We start from the raw sequence: 23,564 nt of genomic DNA on the forward strand, positions 1-23,564 counted from the left end.
AGACGGCATTCGAACAGCCGTCGCTCACCACCAAAGAGGCGGAACCGGGTGTCGCGGCCGACGTAAGCCGCGGCCTTCGTCTCGCGGCTCTAGGGGACCGATGACTGAGTATGGCCGGGGCGGTGGCTCCGAACCGTGGCACCCCGGGGACCCGTTGTACGGGGACCAGGGGTGGACCGCGCACCAGACGCAGCAGGCGCAGGTGCCCTACGCCGGCGACCCGCAGCAGCAGTACGCGCAGCCGCAGGAGCCGCACTACCAGCAGCAGCACACGGGGCAGTACCCGCAGCAGTACGACGAGCAGGGCTACGCCCAGCAGGTCCAGTACCAGCAGATGGCGCCTCAGCAGATGGCCCCTCAGCAGATGGGGCAGCCATTGGCGCCCCAGCCGATGGCCCCTCAGCCGGCGTACGACGGCGGGGGCGGCGGCCAGGGCTGGGACACCGGCCAGGGCCAGTACGCGGCCGCCGCCGTACAGGTCGACCCGTACGCGGGCGCGGACCCGTACGCCCAGCAGGCCGTCGGGACCTACCCCGGTGAGGCCCCCGACCTGTACACCACCCCCGAGGCGTACCCGCCTCCGCAGCCGCCCGGCCTGCGCCACCTGGAACCGGATCCGGTCGAGGAGCCGCTCGCCGAGGAGCCCGAGGAGGAGATCCTCCCCGCGGCCGGCGGCGACGAGCCGCCCGCGCGCGGGCGCCGCGCCGGCGGCCGGGCCAAGGGCGGCAAGGGCGGCAAGCAGAAGAAGCGCAGCGGCACCGCCTGTCTGCTCGCCGCCGTGGTGATCATCGGCGTCGTCGGCGGCGGTGGCTACTACGGCTACACGTACCTGAAGGACCGCTTCGGCGCGGCCGAGGACTTCGCGGGCGAGGGCAGCGGCGAGACGGTCGACGTGGAGATCCCCAAGAGCGCCGGCCTGGGCCAGATGGGCCGGATCCTCAAGCAGGCCGGCGTGGTCGCCAGCGCCCAGGCCTTCGTCGACGCCGCCACCGCCAACCCCAAGGGCAAGTCGATCCAGCCCGGCGTCTACCCGCTGAAGAAGCGCATGTCGGCGGCGGCCGCCGTCGCCGTGATGATCGACCCCAGCAAGCTGAGCGTCCTCACCGTCACCGAGGGCATGCGCAACTCCAAGGTGTACGAGGCGATCGACAAGAAGCTCGGCAAGCCGGACGGCACCACGAAGGACATCGCCCTGCGGGAGGCCAAGAACCTCGGCCTGCCGGCCTGGGCGGCCAACAACCCGAAGGCCATCGACCCGCTCGAGGGCTTCCTGTTCCCCATGCGCTACGACCTCAGCAAGGACAGCACCCCCGAGTCGCTGCTCCGGCAGATGGTCAAGCACTCCGCCGACAAGTACCTGGAGATGGGGATCGAGGGCAAGGCCAAGGAACTGGGCCTGGACAGCCCGCTCCAGGTGGTCACCGTCGCCAGCCTCGTCAACGCCGAGGGCAAGAACCACGACGACTTCCGCAAGATGGCCGAGGTGGTCTACAACCGCCTCAAGAAGACCAACGACGTCACGAACCAGAAGCTCCAGTTCGACTCGACGTACAACTACGTCAAGAACCAGAGCGAGATCAACTTCAACCTGAAGGAAGCCCAGGCCTTCGACCACCCGTACAACACCCACTTCGTCAGGGGACTGCCGCCCGGCCCGATCGGGAACCCCGGCGCGGAGGCGGTGAGCGCTACGCTCGACCCCGACCACGGCGGATGGATGTTCTTCGTGTCGGTCGACGGCGACAAGACGACCTTCACCAAGACCTACGACGAGCACCTGAAGCTCGTCGCGGAGTTCCAGGAGCGCCAGGCGCAGAAGAAGAACGGCGGGTAGGCAGGACATGTCACGGATACGGGCCGCGGTGCTGGGTTCGCCCATCGAGCACTCCCTCTCACCGGTGCTGCACCGCGCCGCGTACCGGGAGCTCGGCCTCGACGACTGGACCTACGACCGGTTCGAGATCGACGAGGCCGCGCTGCCCGCCTTCGTGGCCGGCCTCGGCCCCGAGTGGGCCGGGCTGTCGCTGACCATGCCGCTCAAGCGGGCGGTCATCCCGCTGCTCGACGGGATCAGTGACACCGCCGCCTCGGTGGAGGCCGTCAACACGGTCGTCCTCACCGAGGACGGCCGCCGCCTCGGCGACAACACCGACATCCCCGGGATCGTCGCCGCGCTGCACGAGCGCGGCGTCGACGAGGTGCCCGCCGCCGCCGTCCTGGGGGCGGGCGCCACCGCCTCCTCGGCGCTCGCCGCCCTCGCCCGGATCTGCGCCGGCGAGGTCACCGCGTACGTCCGCTCGCGCGCCCGCGCCGACGAGATGCTCCGGTGGGGCGAGCGGCTCGGCGTCGACGTGCGCACCGCCGACTGGTCGGACGCGGCGCAGGCGCTCGGAGCCCCGCTGGTGATCGCCACCACCCCGGCCGGCGCCACGGACGAGCTGGCCACGGCCGTCCCCGCGGCGCCCGGCACCCTCTTCGACGTCCTCTACGACCCCTGGCCCACCGCCCTGGCCGCCTCGTGGTCCGGACGCGGCGGCACCCTCCTCGGCGGCCTCGACCTGCTCGTCCACCAGGCCGTGCTCCAGGTCGAGCAGATGACCGGCCGCACCCCCGGCCCGCTGGCGGCCATGCGGGCCGCCGGGGAAGCGGCCCTGCGCGCCCGCCACTGACGTCCCGCGCGCCCGCGCGTAGGAAGCGGATAGCCGTACCCGCCACCATCGCCGCGTACCCTCCCCGGCCACCGCTGGGGGACCCCCAGTCCGTCAGCTGGACCGAGATCGGCTCGACGGCCCGGACGTGGGAGGATTCGGGTATGGCGGTCCCGTCCGCGCTCCGCCCGGCCACCGCCGGGAGGGCCCCGGGGACGCGCCGCCGCTGTACCAGGCGCGAGCATGAGGAGCATCGTTGAGCAGGTTGCGTTGGCTGACCGCGGGAGAGTCGCACGGACCGGCCCTGGTCGCGACGCTGGAGGGCCTTCCCGCCGGCGTCCCGGTCACCACCGAGCTGGTGGCCGACCACCTGGCGAGGCGCCGGCTCGGCTATGGCCGCGGTGCCCGCATGAAGTTCGAGCAGGACGAGATCACCTTCCTCGGCGGCGTCCGCCACGGGCTGTCCCTGGGCTCCCCGGTCGCGGTCATGGTCGGGAACACCGAGTGGCCCAAGTGGGAGACGGTGATGTCGGCCGACCCGGTCGACCCCTCGCTGCTCAAGGACACCGGCCGCAACGCGCCGCTGACCCGCCCCCGCCCCGGCCACGCCGACCTCGCGGGCATGCAGAAGTACGGCTTCGACGAGGCCCGCCCGATCCTGGAGCGCGCCAGCGCCCGCGAGACGGCCGCACGCGTCGCCCTCGGCGCCATCGCCCGGTCCTTCATCAAGGAGGCCGCCGGCATCGAGATCGTCTCGCACGTGGTGGAGCTGGCCTCGGCCAAGGCCCCCTACGGCGTCTACCCGACCCCCGCCGACGTCGAGAAGCTCGACGCCGACCCGGTGCGCTGCCTCGACGCCGACGCGTCGAAGGCGATGGTCGCCGAGATCGACCAGGCCCACAAGGACGGCGACACCCTCGGCGGCGTCGTCGAGGTGCTCGCGTACGGCGTGCCCGTCGGCCTCGGCTCCCACGTCCACTGGGACCGCCGCCTCGACGCCCGTCTCGCCGCCGCGCTCATGGGCATCCAGGCCATCAAGGGCGTCGAGGTCGGCGACGGCTTCGAGCTGGCCCGCGTGCCCGGCTCGAAGGCGCACGACGAGATCGTCTCCACCCCCGAGGGCCTCAAGCGCACCTCCGGCCGCTCCGGCGGCACCGAGGGCGGCCTGACCACCGGCGAGCTGCTGCGCGTGCGCGCCGCGATGAAGCCCATCGCGACCGTGCCGCGCGCCCTGGCCACCGTCGACGTCGCCACCGGCGAGGCCACCGTGGCCCACCACCAGCGTTCCGACGTCTGTGCCGTGCCCGCCGCGGGCATCGTCGCCGAGGCCATGGTGGCGCTGGTGCTGGCCGACGCCGTGGTCGAGAAGTTCGGCGGCGACTCGGTCCCCGAGACCCGACGCAACGTCCGGTCGTACCTCGACAACCTGCAGATCCGGTGACCGGCGGCCCCCGGGTCGTACTCGTCGGCCCCATGGGCTCCGGCAAGTCCACGGTGGGCGGCCTGCTCGCCCGCCGGCTCGGCGTCCCCTACCGGGACACCGACGCGGACATCGTCGCGGCCCAGGGCCGGGAGATCTCCGACATCTTCGTCGACGAGGGCGAGCCGTACTTCCGTGAGCTGGAACGCGAGGCCGTGGCCGCCGCCGTCGCCGAGCACACCGGAGTCCTCGCCCTCGGCGGCGGCGCCGTCCTCGACGAGGGCACCCGCGCCCTGCTGAGCGGGCTGCCCGTCGCCTACCTGTCGATGGGCGTCGAGGAGGCCGTGCGCCGCGTCGGGCTCGGCGCCGCCCGCCCGCTGCTCGCCGTCAACCCGCGCCGCCAGTGGCGCGAGCTGATGGAGGCCAGGCGCCACCTGTACACCGAAGTCGCGCGCGTCGTGGTGGCCACCGACGACCGCACCCCCGAAGAGGTCGCCCAGGCGGTCCTCGACGCTCTGGAGTTGAAGGACGTATGACAGACCAGGTGACGCGGATCCACGTCGGCGCCAGTGCCGGACACGACGCGTACGACGTGCTGGTCGGCCGGCAGCTGCTCGGCGAGCTGGGCGGCCTGATCGGCCCGAAGGCCCAGCGGGTCGCCGTGATCCACCCCGAGGCGCTGGCCGAGACCGGCGAGGCACTGCGCGCGGACCTGGCGGAGCAGGGCTACGAGGCGGTCGCCATCCAGGTGCCGAACGCCGAGGAGGCCAAGACCGTCGAGGTGGCCGCGTACTGCTGGAAGGCGCTCGGCCAGTCCAACTTCACCCGCACCGACGTCATCGTCGGCGTCGGCGGCGGCGCCACCACCGACCTGGCGGGCTTCGTCGCGGCCAGCTGGCTGCGCGGGGTGCGCTGGATCGCCGTGCCGACCACCGTCCTCGCGATGGTGGACGCGGCCGTCGGCGGCAAGACCGGCATCAACACCGCCGAGGGCAAGAACCTCGTCGGGGCCTTCCACCCGCCGGCCGGGGTGCTCTGCGACCTCGCCGCGCTGGAGTCGCTGCCGGTCAACGACTACGTCAGCGGCCTGGCCGAGGTCATCAAGGCCGGATTCATCTCCGACCCGGTGATCCTCGACCTGATCGAGGAGGACCCGGCGGCGGCCCGTACGCCCGCCGGCCCGCACACGGCCGAGCTGATCCGCCGCTCCATCCAGGTCAAGGCCGACGTGGTCTCCAGCGACCTCAAGGAGTCGGGGCTGCGGGAGATCCTCAACTACGGCCACACCCTCGCTCACGCCATCGAGAAGAACGAGCGCTACAAGTGGCGGCACGGTGCGGCGGTCTCCGTCGGCATGGTCTTCGCCGCCGAGCTCGGCCGGCTGGCCGGGCGGCTGGACGACGCCACGGCCGACCGCCACAAGGCGGTGCTCGCCTCGGTGGGCCTGCCGCTGACCTACCGCGGCGACCAGTGGACCAAGCTGCTCCAGACCATGCAGGTCGACAAGAAGTCCCGCGGCAACCTGCTGCGCTTCATCGTCCTGGACGGGCTGGCCAAGCCCACCGTGCTGGAGGGCCCCGACCCGGCCCACCTCGTCGCCGCCTACGGCGAGGTCTCCGCGTGAGCCGCCGGGTGCTGGTCCTGAACGGCCCGAACCTGGGCCGGCTCGGGTCCCGCGAGCCCGACGTGTACGGGGCCACCTCGTACGCCGGTCTCGTGGAGAGCTGCCGCGCCCTGGGCGCGGAGCTCGGCTTCGACGTGGAGGTCCGCGAGACCAACGACGAGGGCGAGCTGGTGCGCTGGCTGCACGAGGCGGCCGACGGCAGGATCCCGGTCGTCATCAACCCGGGTGCCTTCACGCACTACTCGTACGCCATGCGGGACGCGGCCGCCCAGCGGACCGCACCGCTGATCGAGGTGCACATCTCCAACCCGTACGCCCGGGAGGAGTTCCGGCACACCTCGGTCATCGCGGCCGTGGCGACCGGCACCGTCGCGGGCTTCGGGCTGGGCTCCTACCGGCTGGCGCTGCGTGCGCTGGCGGAGGAAGTCACGGCCTGAGATAACGTTCTCGCATCAGTCGCCTGAACGAGACGGAGTGGCGCGGATGCAGCACGGAGTGGGGGGCTGGGGTCCGACGGGACAGCACCCGGCGGTTCCCCCGCAGCCGCCGATACCCCCTGCCCAGGGCTGGCCGGTGACGCCGGTCCCCGAAGCGACGGGGCACATCCCGCTGCCTCCCGCCGCGGCCCCCGGGCCGGGCGCGCCCGCGCCCGGCACCGGCGGGGCCGTGCTCGCCGTACTGCTCATAGGGCCGGCCGGGGCCGGCAAGACGACCGTGGCCCGGCACTGGGCGGGCACCCGCCCGGTGCCGACCGCGCACATCAGCCTGGACGACGTCCGCGAATGGGTCTGCTCGGGCTTCGCCGACCCGCAGGCCGGCTGGAACGAGCACTCCGAGGCCCAGTACCGCCTCGCCCGCCGCACCTGCGGCTTCGCCGCCCGCAACTTCCTGGCCAACGGCATCTCCTGCATCCTCGACGACGCGGTCTTCCCCGACCGGCCCGTGGTCGGCCTGGGCGGCTGGAAACGGCACGTGGGGCCGGCGCTGCTGCCGGTCGTCCTGCTGCCCGGGCTGGACGTGGTCCTCGACCGCAACGCGGCCCGCTCCGGCAACCGCCGGCTCTCCGACGAGGAGGTCGCCCGCATCCACGGCCGGATGGCCGGCTGGTACGGCTCCGGGCTGCCGATCATCGACAACTCCCACCTCGACGTCGAGGGCACCGCGCGGGCCCTGGACGAGGCCCTCGCCCGGGCGATGACGAGCCCGCCCCGCTGGTAGCGCCGCCGCGGCGCCGCGGCCGTGGGCGTGGACCCGGCCCCGTCCGGCCGCGCTCGCCGGGCCGGATGCGCGTGGCGCTCGTAGGCTCGAAGACATGTCAGACGTGTACGCGGCCCGCAGGGGCCTGCTCCGCGAGCGCTGCGCCGCCGCGGGCAATGCCGCCGCACTGGTCACGCGTCCAGCGAACGTCCGCTACCTCGCCGGGGCGTCCCCGCTTGGCGCCGTCATGCTGGTCGGGCCCGCCGAGGACGTGCTGTTCTGCCCCGGGGCGCCCACCGGGGAGGTGGACGAGGGACGGCTCGACGAGGGCCTGCGCGTGTCCGTCCTGCCCGCGCCCGGAGCCGATCCGGCCGTGGCCGCCGCCGATCTGGCCGCCTCCGTCCGGGCCGACTCCCTCGCCGTCGAGGAGCACCACCTGACCGTCGCCCGGCACCGGGCCCTGCACTCGGTCGCGCCCCGGCTGCGGCTGGCCGACCTCGGTTCGGCCGTGGAGCAGCAGCGGCTGGTGAAGGACGAGGAGGAGATCGCCTGCCTGCGGATCGCCGCCGAGATCGCCGACCAGGCCCTCGGCGAGCTGCTGGAGTCGATCCTCGTGGGCCGGACCGAACGCCACCTGGCCCTGGAGCTGGAGCGCCGCCTCGTCGACCACGGCGCGGACGGCCCGGCGTTCCCGACGTCCGTCGGCACCGGCCCCCACTCGGGCCGCTCCCGGCACCGGCCCTCGGACCGGAGGGTGGAGGAGGGCGACTTCCTCTCGGTCTGCCTCGGCGCCGGCTACCGCGGCTACCGCTGCGAGATCGGCCGCACCTTCGTGATCGGCACCACTCCCGCCGACTGGCAGATCGAGCTGTACGACCTGGTCTTCGCCGCCCAGCGGGCGGGCCGGCAGGCCCTGGTGCCGGGGGCCGCGTACCGCGACGTGGACCACGCGGCACGGTCCGTACTGGACTCGGCGGGGCACGGTGAGGCCCTCGCCGGGTGGATGGGGCACGGGGTCGGTCTCGAAATCGACGAGGACCCGCAGCTTGCACCTACGGCAATGGGTAAACTGGACGCTTGCGTGCCGGTCACCGTCGAACCGGGGGTTCACCTCCCCGGCCGGGGAGGTGTCCGGATCGATGACACGCTCGTCGTGCGCCCCGAGGCGGACGGCGGTCCCGAGCTACTCACCATTACGACCAAGGAGCTGCTCGCGCTCTAGTCCGCGACGCCGGACCGTGCGCGCATCCGTGGTCTTCCAGTGCAGGAGATTCCGCAACCGTGGCTTCCACGAACGACCTCAAGAACGGCATGGTGCTCAAGCTCGACGGTGACCAGCTCTGGTCCGTCGTCGAGTTCCAGCACGTCAAGCCCGGCAAGGGCCCGGCCTTCGTGCGCACCAAGCTCAAGCACGTGCTCTCCGGCAAGGTCGTCGACAAGACCTTCAACGCCGGCACGAAGGTCGAGACCGCCACGATCGACCGGCGTGACATGCAGTTCTCGTACATGGACGGCGAGTACTTCGTCTTCATGGACATGCAGACCTACGACCAGCTGATGGTCGACAAGAAGGCCGTCGGCGACGCCGCCAACTTCCTCATCGAGGGCTTCACCGCCTCCGTCGCCCAGCACGAGGGCTCGGTCCTCTACGTCGAGCTCCCGGCCGCCGTCGAGCTGGTCATCGAGCACACCGACCCGGGCGTCCAGGGCGACCGCTCCACCGGCGGCACCAAGCCGGCCCGCCTGGAGACCGGCCACGAGATCCAGGTCCCGCTCTTCGTCAACACCGGCGAGAAGGTCAAGGTCGACACCCGCACCTCCGACTACCTCGGCCGGGTGAACAGCTAACCGTGGCTGCCCGGAGCAACGCGCGCAAGCGCGCCTTCCAGATCCTCTTCGAGGCCGACCAGCGCGGCGTGTCCGTGCGCGAGGTCCTCGCGGACTGGATCCGCCACGCGCGGTCCGACGACCGGCAGCCGCCGGTCAACGCCTTCACGATGGACCTCGTCGAGGGCTACGCCGACAAGGTGAACCGCATCGACGACCTGATCGTCACCTACGCCGTGGACTGGGAGCTCGACCGCATGCCGGTCGTCGACCGGAACATCCTGCGGCTGGGCGCCTTCGAGCTGATCTGGGTCGACGAGACCCCGGACGCCGTGGCGATCGACGAGGCCGTGCAGCTGGCCAAGGAGTTCTCCACGGACGACTCGCCCGCGTTCGTGAACGGCCTGCTGGCCCGCTTCAAGGACCTGAAGCCGAGCCTGCGCCGGGGCGAGTAACCCCGGGGCGGACGGCTGAGCGGAGGGCCCGCGGCGCGCTGAGCGCCCCGGGCCCTCCGCCGTTTTTGCGGCCGGCCGCGTGCGGCACCGGGCCCGGCACCGCCCTCCGCCGCGCCTGCCGCCGCCCGGCCGATGAAAAAACCGGCGGGTGCCGGCGCCCTGGGGCGCCGGCACCCGCCGGTAACGTTTCTGCTGGGCCGGGACGGCCCCCGGGACTAGATGTCCTCGTGGGCCACGGCGCGACGCGCGTCGGCGTCGAGGACGCCCCAGCTGATGAGCTGCTCGGTCAGGACCGAGGGGGACTGGTCGTAGATGACGGCCAGGGTGCGCAGGTCGTCCTGGCGGATCGACAGCACCTTGCCGTTGTAGTCGCCGCGCTGGCTCTGGATGGTCGCGGCGTAGCGCTGGAGCGGGCCGGCCTTCTCGGCGGGGACGCCCGCCAGGCGCTCCAGGTCGAGGCGCAGCTTCGGCGGCGGCTCGGCCGCACCGCCGGGGGTCGTGCCCGGCAGCAGTTCCTGGACCGGAACCCCGTAGAAGTCCGCCAGCTCGGCGAGGCGCTGGACGGTCACGGCGCGGTCCCCGCGCTCGTAGGAACCGACCACCACGGCCTTCCAACGGCCCTGCGACTTCTCCTCGACACCATGGAGGGAGAGGCCCTGCTGGGTGCGGATGGCGCGGAGCTTGGCCCCGAGCTGTTTGGCGTATTCGCTGGACATAACGCTCCCGGACGCTGTGACGCTGTGACTACATGGAGACCATGCGGCTCCGCCGCGCGGCTGGTAACTCACTGTGAGGTTACGCAGCGTTACGTGGATGCGTCAAGCCGAATGCTCTTCCCCGCCCACTTACGAGCGGGATCACCGGGGTCCGGTGCGGAGCCGGGCGCCCGCCCCTGGTACCGTGGTCGGCGTACATCAGACGTCCTTTAAGGTCCGTCCCGTGAGGCGGAGAAGGAGGTCCTTTTCATGGACAGCACGACTTCCCAGGTCTCGGCCGATGAAGAGATGCGCCCCGTTCTGGAGGCGCAGGACATCGCCCGGGTCCTGACGCGTATCGCCCACGAGATCGTCGAACGCGCCAAGGGCGCCGACGACGTGGTGCTCCTCGGCATTCCCACCCGCGGTGTGTACCTGGCCCGCCGGCTGGCCGCCAAGCTGGAGGAGATCACCGGGACGAAGATCCCGGTCGGCTCCCTCGACATCACCATGTACCGCGACGACCTGCGCCTGAAGCCCGCCCGGGCGATCGGCCGCACCGAGATCCCGGGCGACGGCATCGACGGCCGCCTGGTGGTCCTCCTCGACGACGTCCTCTTCTCCGGCCGCACCATCCGGGCGGCCCTCGACGCGCTCGGCGACATCGGCCGCCCCCGCGCCGTCCAGCTCGCGGTCCTCGTCGACCGCGGTCACCGCGAACTCCCGATCCGCGCCGACTACGTGGGCAAGAACCTGCCCACCTCGCTGCGCGAGACCGTCAGGGTCCAGCTCCAGGAGGAGGACGGCCGCGACGCCGTGCTGCTCGGCCAGCGGACCGCCCGGGCAGCAGGGCAGTAACCCCCGCGCGTACGGGACCCCTCGCGGGAGCCCGCGCCGAGCCCTGCCCTGCCCTGCCGCACCACCGTCAGCCCCGCCTGCCTGCCCTCCCGACTTACGGAGCACCCAGATGAAGCGCCACCTCATCTCGGCCGCCGACCTCACGCGCGACGACGCCATCCTGATCCTCGACACCGCCGAGGAGATGGCCCGCGTCGCCGACCGGCCGATCAAGAAGCTGCCCACCCTGCGCGGCCTCACCATCTGCAACCTGTTCTTCGAGGACTCGACCCGTACCCGGATCTCCTTCGAAGCAGCCGAGAAGCGCCTCTCCGCCGACGTCATCAACTTCGCCGCGAAGGGCTCCAGCGTCTCCAAGGGCGAGTCCCTCAAGGACACGGCCCAGACCCTGGCCGCCATGGGCGTGGACGCCGTGGTCATCCGCCACCACGCCTCCGGCGCCCCCTACCGGCTCGCGAACTCCGGCTGGATCGACGCCCCGGTGATCAACGCCGGCGACGGCACCCACCAGCACCCCACCCAGGCCCTCCTCGACGCGTTCACCATGCGCCGCCGCCTGGTCGGCCGCGACGCGGGGCTCGGCAAGGGCCTGGACGGCCGCCGGATCACCCTCGTCGGCGACGTCCTGCACAGCCGCGTGGCCCGCTCCAACGTCGACCTGCTGCACACCCTCGGCGCCGAGGTCACCCTGGTGGCCCCGCCGACCCTGGTGCCGGTCGGCGTCGAGAACTGGCCCTGCGAGATCTCGTACAGCCTCAACGAGGTGCTGCCGAAGTCGGACGCGGTCATGATGCTGCGTGTGCAGCGTGAGCGGATGAACGCCGCCTTCTTCCCGACCGAGCGCGAGTACTCGCGCCGCTACGGGCTGGACGCCGCCCGGATGGCCCGGATGCCGGAGCACGCCATCGTGATGCACCCCGGCCCCATGGTCCGCGGCATGGAGATCACCGCCGAGGTCGCCGACTCCGACCGCTGCACGGTCGTCGAGCAGGTCGCCAACGGCGTCTCGATCCGCATGGCCGTCCTGTACCTGCTGCTCGGAGGCTCCGAGCCCGCCGTCACCACCCCCGCCGCCGCCCGTACCGAGGAGAACAAGTAACCATGAGCAAGATCCTTATCCGCGGCGCGAAGGTCCTCGGCGGCGAGGCGCAGGACGTCCTGATCGACGGCGAGACCATCGCCGAGGTCGGCACCGGGCTGTCCGTCGAGGGCGCCCAGCTCATCGAGGCCGAGGGTCAGGTCCTCCTCCCGGGCCTCGTCGACCTCCACACCCACCTGCGCGAGCCCGGCCGCGAGGACTCCGAGACCGTCCTCACCGGCACCCGCGCGGCCGCCTCCGGCGGCTACACGGCCGTCTTCGCCATGGCCAACACCTTCCCCGTCGCCGACACCGCCGGCGTCGTCGAGCAGGTGTGGCGCCTGGGCAAGGAGTCCGGCTACTGCGACGTACAGCCCATCGGCGCCGTCACCGTCGGCCTGGAGGGCAAGAAGCTCTCCGAGCTGGGCGCCATGCACGAGTCCGCCGCCCGCGTCACCGTCTTCTCCGACGACGGCAAGTGCGTGGACGACGCCGTGATCATGCGCCGCGCCCTGGAGTACGTGAAGGCCTTCGGCGGCGTCGTCGCCCAGCACGCCCAGGAGCCCCGCCTCACCGAGGGCGCCCAGATGAACGAGGGCATCGTCTCGGCCGAGCTGGGACTCGGCGGCTGGCCGGCCGTCGCCGAGGAGTCGATCATCGCCCGCGACGTGCTGCTCGCCGAGCACGTCGGCTCCCGCGTGCACATCTGCCACCTCTCCACCGCCGGCTCCGTCGAGATCGTCCGCTGGGCCAAGTCCCGCGGCATCGACGTCACCGCCGAGGTCACCCCGCACCACCTGCTCCTCACCGACGAGCTCGTGCGCTCGTACAACCCGGTCTACAAGGTCAACCCGCCGCTGCGCACCGAGCGCGACGTGATGGCCCTGCGCGAGGCGCTCGCCGACGGCACGATCGACATCGTCGCCACGGACCACGCCCCGCACCCGCACGAGGACAAGGACTGCGAGTGGGCCGCCGCCGCCATGGGCATGGTGGGCCTGGAGACCGCGCTCTCCGTCGTCCAGCAGACGATGGTGGAGACCGGACTGCTCGACTGGACGGGCGTCGCGGAGCGGATGTCGCACGCCCCGGCGCGCATCGGCGGCCTCGCGGGGCACGGCCGGCCCGTCTCGGCAGGTGAACCCGCGAACCTGACCTTGGTCGATACCTCGTACCGTGGTGTCGTGGACCCCGCACTCTTCGCCTCCCGCAGCCGCAACACGCCTTACGAGGGCCGTGAGCTGCCGGGACGCGTCACTCACACCTTCCTGCGGGGCCGGGCAACGGTCGTGGACGGGAAACTGGCGTGACACCTGCAGTGATCCAACTGGCCGCCGAGGCCGCCGAACGACAGTCGGCGGAGGTGACGGACTGGGGCCCCCGCCTGGCGTGGGTGCTCGGCCTGCTCGTCTTCATCGCGTTCGTGTACTGGCTGATGCGGCAGGGCTGGAAATGGCGCGGCGCCCTGCAGAGCGATCTGCCGGAGCTGCCCGCCACCCCCGGCGGTCTTCCCGAGCACCGGCTGGCCCTGACCGGCCGGTACCACGGGTCCACCACCGCCGGGCAGTGGCTCGACCGGATCGTCGCCCACGGGCTCGGAGTCCGCAGCCGGGTCGAGCTCACCCTCACCGACGCGGGCCTGGACGTGGTCCGTCCGGGGGCAACCGACTTCTTCGTACCGGCCGCGCAGCTGCGCGGCGCCCGCCTCGACAAGGGAATCGCGGGCAAGGTACTCACCGAGGGCGGCCTGCTCGTCGTCACCTGGGCGCACGGCGACAAGCTGATCGACTCCGGATTCCGCTCCGACCGGGCCGCCGAGCACGCCGCCTGGGTCGAAGCGATCAACCTCATGAACTCAACCACCACGACGGAAGGCGCCGAACGATGACGACCTCCACCAGGGGAGCAGCCAAAGCTCCCGCCGTACTCGTCCTGGAGGACGGTCGGATCTTCCGCGGCCGCGCCTACGGCGCCGTGGGGGAGACCTTCGGCGAGGCCGTGTTCTCCACCGGCATGACCGGCTACCAGGAGACCCTGACCGACCCGTCGTACCACCGGCAGGTCGTCGTGATGACCGCCCCCCACGTGGGCAACACCGGTGTGAACGACGAGGACCCCGAGTCCTCCCGCATCTGGGTGTCCGGCTACGTCGTACGCGACCCCGCGCGCGTCCCCTCCAACTGGCGCTCCCGGCGTTCGCTGGACGAGGAGCTGGCCGGGCAGGGCGTCGTCGGGATCTCCGGCATCGACACCCGCGCCCTGACCCGACACCTGCGCGAGCGCGGCGCCATGCGCGTCGGCATCTTCTCGGGCGAGGCCGTCGCCGACGACGCGGCCCTGCTGGCCCGCGTCCTGGAAGCCCCGCAGATGAAGGGCGCCGACCTCTCCGCCGAGGTCGCCACCAAGGAGACGTACGTCGTCCCCGCCATCGGCGAGAAGAAGTTCACCGTCGCCGCGGTGGACCTCGGCATCAAGGGCATGACCCCGCACCGGATGGCCGAGCGCGGCATCGAGGTGCACGTGCTCCCCGCCACCGCCACCGTCGAGGACGTCTACGCCGTCTCCCCGGACGGCGTGTTCTTTTCCAACGGCCCCGGCGACCCGGCCACCGCCGACCACGCGGTCTCCGTCATGCAGGGCGTCCTCGCCCGCAAGACCCCGCTCTTCGGCATCTGCTTCGGCAACCAGATCCTCGGCCGCGCCCTCGGCTTCGGCACCTACAAGCTGAAGTACGGCCACCGCGGCATCAACCAGCCGGTCCAGGACCGCACCACCGGCAAGGTCGAGATCACCGCGCACAACCACGGCTTCGCCGTCGACGCGCCCCTCGACCAGGTGTCCGAGACCGCCTACGGCCGCGCCGAGGTCTCCCACGTCTGCCTGAACGACAACGTCGTGGAAGGCCTCCAGCTGCTCGACCAGCCGGCCTTCTCCGTCCAGTACCACCCCGAGGCGGCCGCCGGCCCGCACGACGCCGCGTACCTCTTCGACCGCTTCGTATCTCTGATGGAGGCCGAGCGTGCCTAAGCGCACCGATATCCAGTCCGTCCTGGTCATCGGCTCCGGCCCGATCGTCATCGGCCAGGCCGCCGAGTTCGACTACTCCGGCACCCAGGCCTGCCGCATCCTCAAGGCCGAGGGCCTGAGGGTCATCCTGGTCAACTCCAACCCCGCGACGATCATGACCGACCCGGAGATCGCCGACGCCACGTACGTCGAGCCGATCACCCCCGAGTTCGTCGAGAAGATCATCGCGAAGGAGCGCCCCGACGCGCTGCTCCCGACCCTCGGCGGCCAGACCGCGCTCAACACGGCCATCTCCATGCACGAGCAGGGGGTGCTGGAGAAGTACGGCGTCGAGCTCATCGGCGCCAACGTCGAGGCCATCAACAAGGGCGAGGACCGCGACCTCTTCAAGGGCGTCGTCGAGGCCGTCAAGGGCAAGATCGGCTACGGCGAGTCCGCCCGTTCGGTGATCTGCCACTCGATGGACGACGTCCTCAAGGGCGTCGACACCCTCGGCGGCTACCCCGTCGTCGTGCGCCCCTCCTTCACCATGGGCGGCGCCGGCTCCGGCTTCGCCCACGACGAGGAGGAGCTGCGCCGCATCGCCGGCCAGGGCCTCACGCTCTCCCCGACCACCGAGGTGCTCCTGGAGGAGTCCATCCTCGGCTGGAAGGAGTACGAGCTGGAGCTGATGCGCGACACCAAGGACAACGTGGTCGTCGTCTGCTCCATCGAGAACTTCGACCCGATGGGCGTGCACACCGGTGACTCGATCACCGTCGCCCCGGCGATGACGCTCACCGACCGCGAGTACCAGCGGCTGCGCGACATCGGCATCGCGATCATCCGCGAGGTCGGCGTCGACACCGGCGGCTGCAACATCCAGTTCGCGATCAACCCGGACGACGGCCGCGTCATCGTCATCGAGATGAACCCGCGCGTCTCCCGCTCCTCCGCGCTCGCCTCGAAGGCCACCGGCTTCCCGATCGCCAAGATCGCCGCGAAGCTGGCCATCGGCTACACGCTGGACGAGGTCCCGAACGACATCACCGAGAAGACCCCGGCCTCCTTCGAGCCGACCCTCGACTACGTCGTCGTGAAGGCCCCGCGCTTCGCCTTCGAGAAGTTCCCGGCCGCCGACGCCACCCTCACCACCACCATGAAGTCGGTGGGCGAGGCCATGGCCATCGGCCGCAACTTCACCGAGGCCCTCCAGAAGGCCCTGCGCTCCCTCGAGAAGAAGGGCTCCCAGTTCACCTTCGTCGGCGAGCCCGGCGACAAGGAGGAGCTGCTGGCCACCGCGGTCCGCCCGACCGACGGCCGCATCAACACCGTCATGCAGGCCATCCGCGCCGGCGCCACCCAGGAAGAGGTCTTCGAGTCCACGAAGATCGACCCCTGGTTCGTCGACCAGCTCTTCCTGATCAAGGAGATCGCGGACGACCTCGCCGCCGCCGAGAAGCTCGACCCCGAGCTGCTCGCCGAGGCCAAGCGCCACGGCTTCTCCGACGCCCAGATCGCGGAGATCCGCGGCCTGCGCGAGGACGTCGTCCGCGAGGTCCGCCACGCGCTGGGCGTCCGCCCGGTCTACAAGACGGTCGACACCTGCGCCGCCGAGTTCGCCGCGAAGACCCCGTACTTCTACTCCTCCTACGACGAGGAGTCCGAGGTCGCCCCGCGCGAGAAGCCCGCGGTGATCATCCTGGGCTCCGGCCCGAACCGCATCGGCCAGGGCATCGAGTTCGACTACTCCTGCGTCCACGCCTCCTTCGCCCTCAGCGAGGCCGGCTACGAGACCGTGATGGTCAACTGCAACCCCGAGACCGTCTCGACGGACTACGACACCTCCGACCGCCTGTACTTCGAGCCGCTGACGCTCGAGGACGTGCTGGAGATCGTCCACGCCGAGTCGCTGGCCGGACCGATCGCCGGTGTGGTCGTCCAGCTCGGCGGCCAGACCCCGCTGGGCCTCGCCCAGGCGCTCAAGGACAACGGCGTCCCGGTCGTCGGCACCTCCCCGGAGGCCATCCACGCCGCCGAGGACCGCGGCGCCTTCGGCCAGGTCCTCGCCGACGCGGGCCTGCCCGCGCCCAAGCACGGCACCGCCACCACCTTCGCGGGGGCCAAGGCGATCGCCGACGAGATCGGCTACCCGGTCCTGGTCCGCCCGTCCTACGTGCTCGGCGGCCGGGGCATGGAGATCGTCTACGACGAGACCCGCCTGGAGTCGTACATCGCGGAGTCCACCGAGATCTCCCCGACCCGTCCCGTGCTGGTCGACCGCTTCCTCGACGACGCGATCGAGATCGACGTCGACGCCCTCTACGACGGCACCGAGCTCTACCTCGGCGGCGTCATGGAGCACATCGAGGAGGCCGGCATCCACTCCGGCGACTCGGCCTGCGCCCTGCCCCCGATCACCCTCGGCGGCTTCGACATCAAGCGCCTGCGCGCCTCCACCGAGGCCATCGCCAAGGGCGTCGGCGTCCGCGGCCTGATCAACATCCAGTTCGCGATGGCGGGCGACATCCTCTACGTCCTGGAGGCCAACCCCCGCGCCTCCCGGACCGTCCCCTTCACCTCGAAGGCGACCGCCGTCCCGCTCGCCAAGGCCGCCGCCCGCATCTCGCTCGGCGCCACCATCGCCGAACTGCGCGCCGAGGGCATGCTGCCCAAGACCGGCGACGGCGGCACCCTGCCGCTGGACGCGCCGATCTCCGTCAAGGAAGCCGTCATGCCGTGGTCGCGCTTCCGCGACATCCACGGCCGCGGCGTGGACACCGTCCTCGGTCCGGAGATGCGCTCCACCGGCGAGGTCATGGGCATCGACACGGTCTTCGGCACGGCCTACGCCAAGTCGCAGGCCGGCGCCTACGGCCCGCTGCCGACCAAGGGCCGCGCGTTCATCTCCGTCGCCAACCGCGACAAGCGCTCGATGATCTTCCCGGCCCGCGAGCTCGTCGCCCACGGCTTCGAGCTGCTCGCCACCTCCGGCACCGCCGAGGTGCTGCGCCGCAACGGCATCAACGCCACCGTGGTGCGCAAGCTCAGCGAGGGCGAGGGCCCGGACGGCGAGAAGACCATCGTCCAGCTGATCCACGACGGCCAGGTCGACCTGATCGTCAACACCCCGTACGGCACCGGCGGCCGCCTCGACGGATACGAGATCCGTACGGCCGCCGTGGCGCGCAGCGTCCCGTGCCTGACCACGGTCCAGGCGCTCGCCGCCGCCGTGCAGGGCATCGACGCGCTCAGCCGCGGTGACGTCGGCGTGCGCTCCCTCCAGGAGCACGCGGAGCACCTGAACGCCGCCCGCGACTAGCAGCCCGTAGCGGAGAGGGGGACACCGGACGCGCGAACCGCGCCGGGTGTCCCCCTCTTCTTGAGCGCAGAAGGGACTTTTCGGACGATGTACAAACTGTTCTTCAACCTGGTCTTCAAGCGGATGGACCCCGAGCGGGCCCATTACACGGCCTTCCGGTGGATCCGCCTCGCCGCCCGCGTCCCGGTGCTGCGCACCTTCGTCGCGGCCGTCCTGGCGCCCCGTTATGCGTCCCTGCGCACGGAGGCGCTCGGTCTGCGGATGCACGGCCCCTTCGGGCTCGCGGCCGGCTTCGACAAGAACGCCGTCGCCATCGACGGCATGGCGATGCTCGGCTTCGACCACATCGAGATCGGCACCGTCACCGGCCAGGCGCAGCCCGGCAACCCCAAGAAGCGCCTCTTCCGCCTGGTCCCCGACCGGGCGCTGATCAACCGCATGGGCTTCAACAACGAGGGCTCGGCCGCCGTCGCCGCCCGCCTCGGCGCCCGCAACCCGGTCTTCCGGACGGTCGTGGGCGTCAACATCGGCAAGACCAAGGTGGTTCCGGAGGCCGAGGCGGCCGCCGACTACGTGGTCTCCACCGAGCGCCTGGCCCGCCACGCGGACTACCTGGTCGTCAACGTCTCCTCGCCGAACACCCCGGGCCTGCGCAACCTCCAGGCCACGGAGTCCCTGCGGCCGCTGCTGACCGCGGTGCGGGAAGCCGCCGACCGCGCGGTCACCGACCGCCGGGTGCCGCTGCTGGTCAAGATCGCCCCCGACCTCGCGGACGAGGACGTCGACGCGGTCGCCGACCTCGCCCTGGAGCTGGGTCTGGACGGCATCATCGCCACCAACACCACCATCGCCCGCGAGGGCCTCGGCCTGAAGTCCGACCCCGCCCTGGTCAAGGAGACCGGCGGGCTGTCCGGCGCCCCGGTCAAGGAGCGCTCCCTGGAGGTCCTGCGCCGCCTGTACGCGCGCGTCGGCGACCGCCTGGTCCTGGTGGGCGTCGGGGGCATCGAGAACGCCGAGGACGCCTGGCAGCGGATCCTGGCGGGAGCCACCCTGATCCAGGGCTACAGCGCCTTCGTCTACGAGGGCCCGTTCTACGCCCGCGCCATCCACAAGGGCCTGGCCGCGCGCCTGGCCGCCAGCCCGTACGCGACCCTGGCCGAAGCCGTGGGTGCGGAGACCCGAAAGGCCGCGCTGTGAGCCCTGTGACCCCCTTCGGAACCCGGCTGCGCGCCGCCATGGACTCCCGGGGCCCCCTGTGCGTGGGGATCGACCCGCACGCCGCCCTGCTGGCCTCCTGGGGCCTGGGGGACGACATCGCCGGTCTGGAGCGGTTCTCCCGCACGGTCGTCGAGGCCCTGGCCGAGTCCGTCGCCGTCTTCAAGCCGCAGGCCGCCTTCTTCGAGCGCTTCGGCTCGAAGGGCGTCGCGGTGCTGGAGCGGACCGTCGCGGACGCCCGGGCCGCCGGGACCCTGGTGGTCATGGACGCCAAGCGCGGTGACATCGGCTCCACGATGGCCGCGTACGCCTCCGCCTTCCTGGACCCCGCCTCCCCGCTGTTCTCGGACGCCCTGACGGTCTCCCCATACCTCGGCTACGGCTCGCTCGCCCCGGCCGTGGAGCTGGCCCGACGCTCGGGCGCCGGCCTCTTCGTCCTGGCCCTGACCTCCAACCCGGAGGGCGCGGAGGTCCAGCGCGCGGTCCGCGAGGACGGCCGTTCGATCGGCGCGACCATGCTGGCCCACCTGGCGGCGGAGAACGCGGGCGCCGAGCCCATGGGCTCCTTCGGCGCGGTGGTCGGTGCCACGCTGGGCGACCTGTCCTCCTTCGACCTGGACATCAACGGCCCGCTGCTGGCCCCGGGCATCGGCGCGCAGGGCGCGACCGCGGCGGACCTCCCGGCGGTCTTCGGCTCCGCCGTCGCCAACGTGGTCCCGAACGTCTCCCGCGGGGTCCTGAAGCACGGTCCGGACGCCGCCGCCCTGCGCGCCTCGGCGAAGCGCTTCGCCGAGGAGGTGCGGGAGGCCGTCGCGGGCTGATCCCCGGGGTACGGGACCGGACGCGTGACACGGGATCTCGAAATTCGAACGTCTTTCCCCGGACAAAACCAGGGTGGTATGTCCGTGATGTACGGTTCAGTGGAGGCTGACCAGGACTTTTCGTCCGTTCTCGCTGACTGGAGCGGCCTTGGCCGCTAGTCTCCGACCAGGGTGAACGAGCAGCGAGCGAATTCCATCGCTGTTCGGGACCTCACCCGGCGTGGTGCCCACGGGCTCCCCGCCGTCCGTATCCGACAGTTCGACATCCGAGGTGACGTAGGCGTGGCTCTTCCGCCCCTTACCCCTGAACAGCGCGCAGCAGCGCTCGAAAAGGCCGCCGCGGCTCGCCGGGAGCGGGCCGAGGTGAAGAATCGACTCAAGCACTCCGGCGCCTCCCTCCACGACGTCATCAAGACGGGTCAGGAGAACGACGTCATCGGAAAGATGAAGGTCTCCGCCCTTCTCGAGTCGCTGCCCGGCGTCGGCAAGGTCCGCGCCAAGCAGATCATGGAGCGCCTCGGCATCTCCGAGTCCCGGCGTGTCCGAGGTCTCGGCTCCAACCAGATCGCCTCTCTGGAGCGCGAGTTCGGCGGTAGCAGCGCCTGAGGCGCTGCCCGAAGTGCTCCCGGCGTTCTCAGGCAGTCCCGAGAACCTGGATAATCGCTCTATGGCAGCAGAGGTTCGTCCGCGGCTGACCGTGCTCTCCGGCCCCTCGGGGGTCGGCAAGAGCACGGTCGTCGCGCATATGCGCAAGGTCCACCCCGAGGTATGGCTCTCGGTGTCGGCCACCACCCGCAAGCCGCGGCCCGGTGAGCGACACGGAGTCCACTACTTCTTCGTCAACGACGACGAGTTCGACAAGCTGATCGCCAACGGCGAGCTGCTGGAGTGGGCCGAGTTCGCGGGCAACCGCTACGGCACACCGCGCGGCGCGGTACTGGAACGCCTGGACAACGGCGAACCGGTACTGCTGGAGATCGACCTGCAGGGCGCCCGGCTCGTCCGCGAGTCCAAGCCCGACGCGCAGCTGGTCTTCCTGGCCCCGCCGAGCTGGGACGAACTGGTCCGCCGCCTCACCGGCCGCGGCACCGAGTCGCCCGAGGTCATCGAGCGCCGGCTGGAGAGCGCCAAGATCGAACTCGCTGCCGAGTCCGAGTTCGACACCACCCTGGTGAACACCTCCGTCGAGGACGTGGCACGTGAGCTGCTAGCCTTGATGAAAGTTGTTTGATCGAATTTGTTTCGATCTTCACCCATCTTCGGAAGGTAGAGCGTGTCCTCTTCCATCACCGCGCCCGAGGGCATCATCAACCCGCCGATCGACGAGCTGCTCGAGGCCACGGACTCGAAGTACAGCCTCGTGATCTACGCGGCCAAGCGTGCGCGTCAGATCAACGCGTACTACTCGCAGCTCGGTGAGGGCCTGCTCGAGTACGTCGGCCCCCTGGTGGACACCCACGTCCACGAGAAGCCGCTTTCGATCGCGCTGCGCGAGATCAACGCGGGTCTGCTGACCTCCGAGGCCATCGAGGCCCCGGCCCAGTAGGGCAGCGAGAATTCCTTCACCACAGGCCCGGCAGAACATCTGCCGGGCCTGTGGTGTGTCATAGGTGTCGTACGCGAATCGTCAAGGGGAGTGCGTGGTGGACAAGCCGAAGGTCGTGCTGGGCGTCAGCGGCGGGATCGCCGCCTACAAGGCCTGCGAGCTGCTGCGCCGGCTGACCGAGTCCGGGCACGACGTACGGGTGGTGCCGACCGCGGCGTCCCTGAACTTCGTCGGCGAGGCCACCTGGGCCGCGCTCTCCGGGAACCCGGCCTCCACGGAGGTCTGGGAGACCGTCCACGAGGTGCCCCACGTGCGCATCGGCCAGGAGGCCGACCTCGTCGTCGTCGCCCCGGCCACCGCCGACATGCTGGCCAAGGCCGCCCACGGGCTGGCCGACGACCTCCTCACGAACACCCTGCTCACCGCCCGCTGCCCGGTGGTCTTCGCGCCCGCGATGCACACCGAGATGTGGGAGCACCCCGCCACCCAGGAGAACGTCGCCACGCTGCGCCGGCGCGGTGCCGTCGTCATCGAGCCCGCCGTCGGCCGGCTGACCGGCAAGGACACCGGCAAGGGCCGGCTGCCCGACCCGGACGAGATCTTCGAGGTCTGCCGTCACGTCCTGCGCGGGCACCGCACCCGCGGCGCGGCCGGGCCCGACCTCGCCGGGCGGCACGTGGTCGTCAGCGCCGGCGGCACCCGCGAGCCCCTGGACCCGGTGCGCTTCCTCGGCAACCGCTCCTCCGGCAAGCAGGGCTACGCCCTCGCCCGCACCGCCGCCGCGCGCGGCGCCCGGGTCACCCTGGTGGCCGCCAACACCGCGCTGCCCGACCCCGCCGGGGTGGACGTCGTACGGGTGGGCACGGCCCTCCAGCTGCGCGAGGCGGTGCTCAAGGCCGCCGCGGACGCCGACGCCGTGGTGATGGCCGCGGCCGTGGCAGACTTCCGGCCGGCCCGGTACGCCGACGGCAAGATCAAGAAGCAGGACGGGCAGGACCCCGAGCCCGTGGCCCTCGTACGGAACCCCGACGTCCTCGCGGAGATCTCCGCCGAGCGGGCCCGGGAGGGCCAGATCGTCGTGGGCTTCGCCGCCGAGACGGACGACGTGCTCGCGAACGGCCGGGCCAAACTCCGGCGCAAGGGGTGCGACCTCCTCGTGGTCAACGAGGTGGGCGAGACCAAGACCTTCGGTTCCGAGGAGAACGAGGCCGTCATCCTCGCTTCGGACGGGACGGAGACTGCCGTGCCCCATGGTCCGAAGGAAGCTCTGGCGGACGCCATCTGGGACCAGGTCGCCCCGAGGCTCGCGCCCCGGCGTGACCTCCACCGTGCCTGAGCGTTTCCCTTCTCGCCGGTAGATCCGTACGTCAGAATGGAGTGCCGCAGGTCACACGGCTCCCATAGGGCGAGACGGGTGGTCCGGCGAACGGTGGCGACCGATAAACTGCACACTTGGAACGTGATCGGGCGCAGCCCCCGGTGTGGTTCCGCCAAATGATCAGCCAGCAGCCGCTGCAACCCCAGGGAGCGTTGTGTCCCGTCGCCTGTTCACCTCCGAGTCCGTGACCGAGGGTCACCCCGACAAGATCGCTGACCAGATCAGCGACACGATCCTCGACGCGCTCCTCACCGAGGACCCGACCTCGCGTGTGGCCGTGGAGACTCTCATCACCACCGGTCTCGTGCACATCGCGGGCGAGGTGACGACCAAGGCCTACGCGCCGATCGCCCAGCTCGTCCGCGACAAGATCCTCGAGATCGGCTACGACTCGTCCGAGAAGGGCTTCGACGGAGCCTCCTGCGGCGTGTCGGTGTCCATCGGCGCGCAGTCCCCGGACATCGCGCAGGGTGT

At 71.5% G+C, this 23,564-nt stretch carries 24 protein-coding genes; 23 read left to right on the forward strand and 1 reads right to left on the reverse strand.

Going from position 1 to position 23,564, the window contains the following annotated elements; genetic code table 11:
* The first annotated feature begins 100 nt into the window (after positions 1–100).
* From mltG to nusB, 10 genes are all read left to right on the forward strand, one after another.
* Positions 101–1,834: an endolytic transglycosylase MltG gene (mltG, locus tag ACZ51S_RS24350; protein WP_468961955.1), complete on the forward strand. Its 1,734-nt coding sequence runs from the start codon at positions 101–103 to the stop codon at positions 1,832–1,834.
* A 7-nt stretch (positions 1,835–1,841) separates the two neighbouring features.
* Positions 1,842–2,669 (forward strand): shikimate dehydrogenase, encoded by an 828-nt coding sequence (locus ACZ51S_RS24355; RefSeq protein WP_468804462.1) that lies wholly within the window; start codon positions 1,842–1,844, stop codon positions 2,667–2,669.
* A gap of 235 nt (positions 2,670–2,904) precedes the next feature.
* The gene (gene aroC, locus ACZ51S_RS24360; RefSeq protein WP_467891557.1) at positions 2,905–4,089 is read left to right on the forward strand and encodes a chorismate synthase; all 1,185 of its coding nucleotides are present in this window, start codon (positions 2,905–2,907) and stop codon (positions 4,087–4,089) included.
* Entirely contained in the window at positions 4,086–4,604 is a 519-nt protein-coding gene (locus ACZ51S_RS24365) for a shikimate kinase (protein ID WP_468961957.1), read from the forward strand. Before aroC ends, ACZ51S_RS24365 begins: the two co-directional genes overlap by 4 nt.
* On the forward strand, positions 4,601–5,692 hold the full coding sequence (gene aroB / locus ACZ51S_RS24370; RefSeq protein ID WP_388944507.1) for a 3-dehydroquinate synthase: 1,092 nt from the start codon (positions 4,601–4,603) through the stop codon (positions 5,690–5,692). The genes ACZ51S_RS24365 and aroB overlap by 4 nt, the downstream gene beginning before the upstream one ends.
* On the forward strand, positions 5,689–6,129 hold the full coding sequence (gene aroQ / locus ACZ51S_RS24375; RefSeq protein ID WP_362463026.1) for a type II 3-dehydroquinate dehydratase: 441 nt from the start codon (positions 5,689–5,691) through the stop codon (positions 6,127–6,129). Before aroB ends, aroQ begins: the two co-directional genes overlap by 4 nt.
* Before the next feature lie 46 nt (positions 6,130–6,175).
* Positions 6,176–6,910 (forward strand): AAA family ATPase, encoded by a 735-nt coding sequence (locus ACZ51S_RS24380; protein WP_388944513.1) that lies wholly within the window; start codon positions 6,176–6,178, stop codon positions 6,908–6,910.
* Positions 6,911–7,004: 94 nt separating this feature from the next.
* A complete protein-coding gene (locus ACZ51S_RS24385) occupies positions 7,005–8,111 on the forward strand; it encodes a M24 family metallopeptidase (protein WP_468476326.1) in 1,107 nt (368 codons plus the stop codon).
* Between the two features lie 59 nt (positions 8,112–8,170).
* The gene (gene efp, locus ACZ51S_RS24390; RefSeq protein WP_352215843.1) at positions 8,171–8,737 is read left to right on the forward strand and encodes an elongation factor P; all 567 of its coding nucleotides are present in this window, start codon (positions 8,171–8,173) and stop codon (positions 8,735–8,737) included.
* Between the two features lie 2 nt (positions 8,738–8,739).
* Positions 8,740–9,171 (forward strand): transcription antitermination factor NusB, encoded by a 432-nt coding sequence (gene nusB / locus ACZ51S_RS24395; protein WP_388944520.1) that lies wholly within the window; start codon positions 8,740–8,742, stop codon positions 9,169–9,171.
* Between the two features lie 215 nt (positions 9,172–9,386).
* Here nusB and bldD read toward each other — a convergent pair whose 3' ends face one another.
* Positions 9,387–9,887, reverse strand: coding sequence for a transcriptional regulator BldD (gene bldD, locus ACZ51S_RS24400; RefSeq protein WP_007263032.1), 501 nt, complete (start codon positions 9,885–9,887; stop codon positions 9,387–9,389).
* A 249-nt stretch (positions 9,888–10,136) separates the two neighbouring features.
* Between bldD and pyrR the strand changes: the two genes are divergently transcribed.
* The 13 genes from pyrR to ACZ51S_RS24465 all read left to right on the forward strand — a co-directional run.
* The gene (gene pyrR / locus ACZ51S_RS24405) at positions 10,137–10,724 is read left to right on the forward strand and encodes a bifunctional pyr operon transcriptional regulator/uracil phosphoribosyltransferase PyrR (protein WP_468477031.1); all 588 of its coding nucleotides are present in this window, start codon (positions 10,137–10,139) and stop codon (positions 10,722–10,724) included.
* A 109-nt stretch (positions 10,725–10,833) separates the two neighbouring features.
* Positions 10,834–11,823, forward strand: a complete 990-nt coding sequence (locus ACZ51S_RS24410) for an aspartate carbamoyltransferase catalytic subunit (protein ID WP_468961959.1) — start codon at positions 10,834–10,836, stop codon at positions 11,821–11,823.
* 2 nt (positions 11,824–11,825) lie between these two features.
* Positions 11,826–13,112: a dihydroorotase gene (locus ACZ51S_RS24415; RefSeq protein WP_468961961.1), complete on the forward strand. Its 1,287-nt coding sequence runs from the start codon at positions 11,826–11,828 to the stop codon at positions 13,110–13,112.
* The gene (locus tag ACZ51S_RS24420; RefSeq protein ID WP_468477029.1) at positions 13,109–13,690 is read left to right on the forward strand and encodes a PH-like domain-containing protein; all 582 of its coding nucleotides are present in this window, start codon (positions 13,109–13,111) and stop codon (positions 13,688–13,690) included. The genes ACZ51S_RS24415 and ACZ51S_RS24420 overlap by 4 nt, the downstream gene beginning before the upstream one ends.
* The gene (carA, locus tag ACZ51S_RS24425; protein ID WP_468477028.1) at positions 13,687–14,829 is read left to right on the forward strand and encodes a glutamine-hydrolyzing carbamoyl-phosphate synthase small subunit; all 1,143 of its coding nucleotides are present in this window, start codon (positions 13,687–13,689) and stop codon (positions 14,827–14,829) included. Before ACZ51S_RS24420 ends, carA begins: the two co-directional genes overlap by 4 nt.
* Positions 14,822–18,130 (forward strand): carbamoyl-phosphate synthase large subunit, encoded by a 3,309-nt coding sequence (carB, locus tag ACZ51S_RS24430; RefSeq protein ID WP_468961963.1) that lies wholly within the window; start codon positions 14,822–14,824, stop codon positions 18,128–18,130. Before carA ends, carB begins: the two co-directional genes overlap by 8 nt.
* 87 nt (positions 18,131–18,217) lie before the next feature.
* Entirely contained in the window at positions 18,218–19,327 is a 1,110-nt protein-coding gene (locus ACZ51S_RS24435) for a quinone-dependent dihydroorotate dehydrogenase (RefSeq protein WP_468961965.1), read from the forward strand.
* A complete protein-coding gene (pyrF, locus tag ACZ51S_RS24440) occupies positions 19,324–20,166 on the forward strand; it encodes an orotidine-5'-phosphate decarboxylase (protein WP_468477025.1) in 843 nt (280 codons plus the stop codon). The genes ACZ51S_RS24435 and pyrF overlap by 4 nt, the downstream gene beginning before the upstream one ends.
* A 282-nt stretch (positions 20,167–20,448) precedes the next feature.
* On the forward strand, positions 20,449–20,772 hold the full coding sequence (locus tag ACZ51S_RS24445) for an integration host factor (protein ID WP_361607391.1): 324 nt from the start codon (positions 20,449–20,451) through the stop codon (positions 20,770–20,772).
* A gap of 61 nt (positions 20,773–20,833) precedes the next feature.
* Positions 20,834–21,397, forward strand: a complete 564-nt coding sequence (gene gmk / locus ACZ51S_RS24450) for a guanylate kinase (protein WP_266578270.1) — start codon at positions 20,834–20,836, stop codon at positions 21,395–21,397.
* A gap of 42 nt (positions 21,398–21,439) precedes the next feature.
* Positions 21,440–21,712 (forward strand): DNA-directed RNA polymerase subunit omega, encoded by a 273-nt coding sequence (gene rpoZ, locus ACZ51S_RS24455; protein ID WP_004948662.1) that lies wholly within the window; start codon positions 21,440–21,442, stop codon positions 21,710–21,712.
* 97 nt (positions 21,713–21,809) lie between these two features.
* The gene (coaBC, locus tag ACZ51S_RS24460; RefSeq protein WP_468804477.1) at positions 21,810–23,048 is read left to right on the forward strand and encodes a bifunctional phosphopantothenoylcysteine decarboxylase/phosphopantothenate--cysteine ligase CoaBC; all 1,239 of its coding nucleotides are present in this window, start codon (positions 21,810–21,812) and stop codon (positions 23,046–23,048) included.
* Between the two features lie 196 nt (positions 23,049–23,244).
* A partial coding sequence (locus tag ACZ51S_RS24465; RefSeq protein ID WP_468961966.1) for an S-adenosylmethionine synthetase N-terminal domain-containing protein occupies positions 23,245–23,564 on the forward strand: 320 nt, incomplete at its 3' end.

Source organism: Streptomyces sp. NPDC034043, assembly GCF_055575675.1.